The organism is Marinagarivorans sp. (genome assembly GCF_982758155.1).
The window spans coordinates 1-4,895 of record NZ_CEXWTU010000304.1 but is presented as its reverse complement, the minus strand read 5'-3'; the positions used below and the strand labels follow the sequence as shown (position 1 = coordinate 4,895).

At 42.5% G+C, this 4,895-nt stretch carries 4 protein-coding genes; 3 read left to right on the top strand and 1 reads right to left on the bottom strand.

Annotated features, from left to right (window positions below; genetic code table 11):
- Positions 1-107: 107 nt before the first annotated feature.
- Entirely contained in the window at positions 108-737 is a 630-nt protein-coding gene (locus tag AC3A8L_RS19875) for a GyrI-like domain-containing protein (RefSeq protein WP_487964011.1), read from the top strand.
- 977 nt (positions 738-1,714) lie between these two features.
- Positions 1,715-3,457 carry a cadherin repeat domain-containing protein gene (locus AC3A8L_RS19870; RefSeq protein ID WP_487964010.1) on the top strand — a complete coding sequence of 581 codons (1,743 nt, stop codon included), beginning with the start codon at positions 1,715-1,717 and terminating at the stop codon, positions 3,455-3,457.
- A 129-nt stretch (positions 3,458-3,586) separates the two neighbouring features.
- Here the strand turns inward: AC3A8L_RS19870 and AC3A8L_RS19865 are convergent, their stop codons facing one another.
- A complete protein-coding gene (locus AC3A8L_RS19865) occupies positions 3,587-4,150 on the bottom strand; it encodes a DUF6622 family protein (protein ID WP_487964009.1) in 564 nt (187 codons plus the stop codon).
- 52 nt (positions 4,151-4,202) lie between these two features.
- On the opposite strand from AC3A8L_RS19865, the gene trxC reads away from it, so the two are divergent.
- Entirely contained in the window at positions 4,203-4,640 is a 438-nt protein-coding gene (trxC, locus tag AC3A8L_RS19860; protein WP_487964008.1) for a thioredoxin TrxC, read from the top strand.
- Positions 4,641-4,895 lie beyond the last annotated feature (255 nt).

Sequence of the window (4,895 nt, the reverse complement as noted above, 5' to 3'; positions counted from 1 at the left end):
CAACGAAGGTAAGGAGGTCGAGATCAAGCATTAGTGGATGAAATATTGTTTCCTCGTCCCTAACACCTCAACAATAATATCTAGCACGGCAGGCAAAGGGCATCGCAATGCAAAAAATCGACTACAAAAAAGAACTTAAAGACTTGTATAAATGCTCTGCTAAAAAAGTGATTGAGGTTGCCGTTCCCAAAATGAATCACCTTGTCGTCAATGGACAAGGCGAACCAGGGTCCCCGGAACATCAGCAGGCCATCGAAGCGCTTTACTCCGTTGCTTACACCCTTAAATTTATGATTAAAAAATCGGAACGCGAAATTGATTACGGCGTATTGCCACTGGAAGGTTTATGGTGGGCCAATGATATGAGCGATTTCGTTAACGATAATAAAGCGAACTGGATCTGGAGCATGATGATCATGCAACCCGAGTTCATCACCCAAACACTGGTTGAGCAGGCCATAGAACAAGTAAAAAGTAAAAAGAACTTACCCGCTATTGATAAACTTAATTATGAAGCCTTTGAAGAAGGCCCGTGCGCACAAACACTTCACGTTGGACCGTTTTCCGAAGAAGGGCCTACGGTAGAAAGAGTGCACGCATTTATTCACGAAAACGGTGGTAAACTCACCGGCAAGCATCACGAAATTTATCTAACCGATATCCGCCGTGCAGCCCCGGAAAATTGGAAAACTATTATTCGTCAGCCAATGCAAAGAGCTGAAGATATAAACAGTTAAAAGAATAAGATCATAGCTAAAGGTAATATCAATCTTCGCGATAATGCGGCTAAGAATGAAGAAGCACTACTTGATCCACTCATGCTTGAACGACGCCCCTTAGTGACTCGCAGGCCTCGATAACTGCGACTACGTTATCCTAGTCGGCCACTCCCAGTGGCAGTGCAATGTCGAATAAGTGGCTCCCGCCTCTATCTGTTATTTTAATAACCGGCCTCCTCGTAGGCCCTCTTCAGCTAATTGGATAAACTATTATTGCCTCGCCCTTTAGTTGAAAACCTTCAACAATCACGCAATAAAATCACCAGAATTGAGAATAGCATCACGATTCACAATGCCTCTGCTACTATCTTGTCTTCGCAACGGCACCCAACCCAATTAAAGATATAATCACTCGATAAATAGTCACGCTAATTCTATCGTTAGAAACGAGCGCAACCACTCAACGACCCACAAAAAATAACGTTTTATTCACTACTCAACCCGAACCAATATAAGGGTCGCCAAAATAGCCTAACTGACACTCAGACACATCAGAACTCCAACTTCATCGATACTGAGCAATTTATCTCAGCTAAACTCATTAAGCTTTATAACGCAAAGATAGCAACAACTATTGAGAACTTCATCGCAGGGCCGTATATCCCCGAGGATGATATTCACCCGTCAATGTGAAGCACTAGACATTCTGCTCACTAAATTTGTGATCAACTTTTTAGTCTTGGTGTTATCGCCTTCGCTGCCACTCAATTACCTTGTATGCTTTTTGGGTAAAGCTAAGATAACCATAAGATCTAAAAGCAATAGCCTATATAAAGTCATTAGGGGTCCCAATATATACCCCCCCTAATGACACCGAGTGTAAAAATTCCAATTGAGTTACTTTTTTAACGTATACATGTGCATCGCGATTTGAGCGACCCGGAATAAATTCTAGCGCACATCAAAACCACTAGAACAATAAAAAGAAGACTACTATGTGTAAGAATATTTCTGCGCTTGGGTTAATTTTATTTTGCATGGCGGGGTGTACTGGAGCGAGTAACACATGGCCATCAAGCTCTGAAATCGAGGTTTATGAAAACCATCAAGGTACTGCGTATAAAAGCACTTTAGCCGACCCGAGTACTGCCAGCACACTTTATAGCCTAGCAGGAGAAGATGCGTCACAACTGGCCATCAACACCCAATCCGGTGAAGTACAATTTAGACAAACACCTGACTACGAACAGCCTCAGGACTACACCCAAGATAATGCTTATAAAGCCACAGTCATAGCTACTGACCCAATAAGTGGCGAACAGCTTTCAACCATTGATATAAACATTACCGTTAAAGACGCAGAGCAATTAAGCGCAACACAGCTATTCCCACTGCCCAACAGCTATGTTGAGCCTAATGAGAATGGCGTCGTGCCGCTAATCCTAACAATTGAAGACACCAAAGCACCAATGTATTACCCTGATGAGTGGCAGGTTTTCGATCCAGATATTACGCGTTTTTTTGGATACTATTTTTCATTCATTGAATCCCAATTTGATGAAAACAATCTACCCATTTTTCTCGACCCAATACAGTACGGCAACTCGAATACAAATATACTCCAGTCCTATTACGCACAGAAATTTTTACTTAGAATGAATGCACCTGAATATTTCAATTATGGTTACTCAGTTAATCCTAGTGATAGAATAACGATCGCATATTCAAATAAAAATGATACAGAAATAGCTCCGCTTGAGCTGGAATGGGTGTTAAAAGATCAGCTCGACGACACAGTCGCTGACTATATAGATTCACCACGTCAAATTGCTTTAAGTAAAAGCGCCATATATCTAGCCAGTGAAAATACCCTGTGGCGAATGAATCGTGAAGGTAGCCAATTATCCCAAATAGTAAACACCGATAATTCAACAATAGAAAAACTCAGAGTACTCAACGAACGTGTACTCATGGTATTGCATGAGCCGTCTTCACACATTTGGCGCCTTATAGCTGTCGGCGATGATGGCAGTACCGTTGACTTATATAGAATAGATGGCTTAGCTGAGCAAATGCAGGGGATCGAATACGATGTAGAGGTTTTGTATGTCAACTCGGGATACACCGTCGTATTTCTACCGAAGAAATTATGTAGCGAGAACAATAACGAAGCCATCCCTCCTGTAATGTACCTCTATAACTCTATGGGCTTAGCAGCAGATCCAACAATGCTAATAAACCAAGATGAGCCTCTATTCAATTGCCAAGAGGGACTCCTAACAGACCAGAATTTAAACGTTAATTTAGAATACAGTTCGCCGAAGTTAAGCTATAACCCAGCAGAAAATATCCTTTACTACTGGGGGCGAAGATATTCTGAAGATAACATCAATGGATTCCGAATCACTGGAGACGCAACAGCAGTAGCGGTTGGATCTCAATATTGGTTTAATGAGGCAGCTGACACAATGATCGGCTTTCAGCATTTTTACAAGAATTTTGACAGCAGTAAATCATTCTATATAAATCACGGCGGACTATATGTCGCAAATGGGAATATAGACGCGAAAACTAGACGCATTTCAAGCGAGGACTACCAAGCTCAGAACTTTACCGTGGATGCCGCTACAGACTTAATCTATAGCATTGGGATATGGGGAAACGCGCAAATCCCAGCCTTGGGAGTCCATCACATATACAGCGGCGCCACTAGCCACATACCGCTGACAATTGAATAATATAAACGTTGCTTGTTTACTGAAGTTAGGCGGCTTTAAGCCAAAAAAAGGAAAACTTACTGCCGCCAGAAAACTTGAAAAATTATCCGACAAGCTAATAACATTAAATAGCTATAGCTCTATACTAATTTAATCCGCCCGCAGCTTATTCGCCGCAAATACAAGGCGTAATAAATAAAGACTACGCACAAAGAAAACACCACTCAAAGCGCCATATAGCACCGGCATTAAATACAAATAACTACGCTCTTTCGTGAAAACAACATCCAGCGCCGAAAAAACGCCCACGCTATACTTAAGCATAAATATAAGCAGAATAAAAAACAGATACCACCAACTACCCGCCAAAAAGAACAATCTTGCATCTGCATCAAATAAATCTTTAGAGTCCTTTTTGACCCGATAACCCATCGTCGCCACTAAAATCAAAGCACTCAGCCACAGTGTAAGGGTTGTTATGGCAAAGCCAAAATCCTTCACCACACCAAACAACGATAAAAACAACATTGCAACAGGTAATACAAAAGGAATGAAAAGTCCAACCGTACGGTCTCGACTCTGCTGCCAGCCCAACGCAATTAGCCCCACTAAAAAACCATAAACCCAAACCGGTGTATGCGTTAAAATATTCAACAACATATTATTTTCCATAATCAACGATGGCTCAACTTGTGTTGTTAGCCATGGAGGCACCCCGAATGCCTAGCCTCTGTTAAACTCCCCGCATAAATATGAGGAGTAAACCATGTCAGAATCCACCCATGTAACCTGCGCAAAGTGTAATGGTAAAAACAGACTACCCACTAACCGCCTAGGGGATAAGCCTAAGTGCGGCAAGTGTAAAGCCCAAGTATTCAGCGGTAAACCTATTGAACTTTCTTCGGCCAATGTGGCAGCGGTGCTTAATCATAATGAGCTGCCGGTATTGGTCGATTGCTGGGCGCCTTGGTGTGGGCCGTGTCAAAACTTTGCCCCCACCTTTGCACAGGCCGCCGCGGAATTAGAACCCAAATTGCGATTAGCGAAACTAAATACAGAGCAAGAGCAAGCAATAGGTGGGCGCTGGAACATACGCTCTATTCCTACGCTGATTCTATTTGTAGGGGGTAAAGAAAAAGCCAGGTTGGCAGGTGCCCTACCATTAGCCCAGCTTAAAAGCTGGCTGGCTCAGCAAGGTGTTTAACCTCAACACCAACCATTAACTGATCTACACCCGATTAAATGTTTTAGCCATATAAAAAGGTAGGCATCACAGGTAGGGTTTGAGAAAATTGGCTACTGATGCCTATCACTGATTTCGTGAACAGCCACCCCAAAAAAACAGCCTCTCACGCAAAAAAAACGACATAAATTCCCTTCCCCGAGTCACCTCAACAACTGATTAGGGGCGAGGCAATAATAGTTTGTCCAATTAGACGAAGGCGCCTGTTTTCTCAGC

Coding starts and splice junctions, on each gene's coding strand:
- trxC (WP_487964008.1), top strand. CDS start 4,203: ATGTCAGAATCCACCCATGTAACCTGCGCAAAGTGTAATGGTAAAAAC.
- AC3A8L_RS19875 (WP_487964011.1), top strand. CDS start 108: ATGCAAAAAATCGACTACAAAAAAGAACTTAAAGACTTGTATAAATGC.
- AC3A8L_RS19870 (WP_487964010.1), top strand. CDS start 1,715: ATGTGTAAGAATATTTCTGCGCTTGGGTTAATTTTATTTTGCATGGCG.